Genomic DNA, 1,548 nt, shown 5'->3' with positions numbered 1-1,548 from the left:
CAATGCTCCTAAGTTTTTATTAAAGTTAGCTTCATAGGTGTTCATGAGAGACCTTCTATAAATTTTTTTAGATTTATTAAAGAGTCACTCATAGTTTTAGTCTGTTTTTCCAAGGTATCAATAACTGTTGTTAACCATTCTTCATGTTTAATTACCCACATAACCATACGAATTTTCTTTTCTTCTTGTGTGTGAGCACTCATCATTGAAATTTTAGCCAATGTAACTTCTTTAGAAGCTAGTGCGCTTGTTAGTGCTTCGTTAAAAATAAGCATATCATCATCTTCTAAAAATTCTTTAATTTTATGTATGTTTTCATTGATGCTTAATAATTTTTTAAAATCTATTTTTTCAAGATCAATTTGATGGCTTGTTTGCTTTATGAGTTTTAAAATAGGTTTTAAAATCTCTTTACATTGCGTGGTTTTTTGATTGGCTAGTGATATGATTTTAAGCAAGGAATCATATGTGTTTTTTGCAAGATTAAGTTGCTCTTGTGTGTTTAGACAACATAAAGGTTCAAAAAGAGTTTGTTTTTTTTCTAAAAGTAAACTTTTGCAAATAGTTGCAAAAGTTTCTTCTTTAGCATAGTTGATTCTTGAGCCACCTTCTGTGCAATTGAACGTAATAACGCCTTTTTTTAAAGCTTCTTGTATAAGAAATTCAAAATTTTGCCTATAAGTATTCCAAGCCCCATGAGTATAAACTTCACCATTGCCACCGTAGGCTGTAGTTTTTACTATCTCATAGCGATTTGTGTCTAGATTACTACCGTGTAAAAATTCTTTTGGATGGGAATTTAAATTCTTATCATAAGCTAAATCTTGCCCTATGAGTATAATGTTTTTGTGTTCAAGTTTTAATGCTAGGCTATATGCCATAGTTGATACATTTAATCCCCCAAGAGTTCCAAAATCTTGCAGGTGTAAAAAATTTTTATGTAAAAGTGTATTTTTTGAAATAAGTATATAATTTCTATTGTTGGATTCAAGATATTGCAGAGTTTTAACATGTGCTGAATCTGAGATTATAAATAAAATATCTTTATCAAAAAATCCAAAATTATTATTAAAAAATTCACTAGATAAATCATTTTGTTCTAAACATACAACATAGTCAGGTTTTATATCATGTTGTGCAAGTATGGGGTAACTTCCATCAACACAAATGATAGTTGCTTTATCTGCATTCTCTTTTAACAAAGGAAGTTGTTTTATAAGACTAGGTCCACTTGCAACGATAATGGCATTAGTATTTTTCTTTTTTCTTTGTTGGATTAAATTTTTCAAAGGAGGATGAGCAATCATTTTGGGTATATTTAGAATATATTTTTGCATGATATCAAAATATCTATCAATATTAAATCCTAAAGCACTGTATAAAAGATTTAAAATTTGTTCTAAATCATGATCTATTTTGTTTATATTTTCTTGAAATATTTTATAGTAACTACAGTGGTTAAAAACTTTACTATCATATAAATAACTTCTTAATCCTAAGGTTCCGCTAAGATAAGCTAGAATATTTGATAAATCAAAATCATTTGTA

At 28.0% G+C, this 1,548-nt stretch carries 1 protein-coding gene; it reads right to left on the bottom strand.

The features are described from left to right. Window positions 1-41 precede the first annotated feature (41 nt). On the bottom strand, window positions 42-1,548 hold a 1,507-nt coding region (locus L8X40_RS08300), incomplete at its 5' end, for a motility associated factor glycosyltransferase family protein (protein ID WP_263667678.1).

This window comes from Campylobacter sp. CNRCH_2013_0855 (genome assembly GCF_025773025.1).
Lineage (GTDB): Bacteria > Campylobacterota > Campylobacteria > Campylobacterales > Campylobacteraceae > Campylobacter_D > Campylobacter_D jejuni_C.
This window is presented reverse-complemented; position numbering and strand designations above follow the sequence as displayed.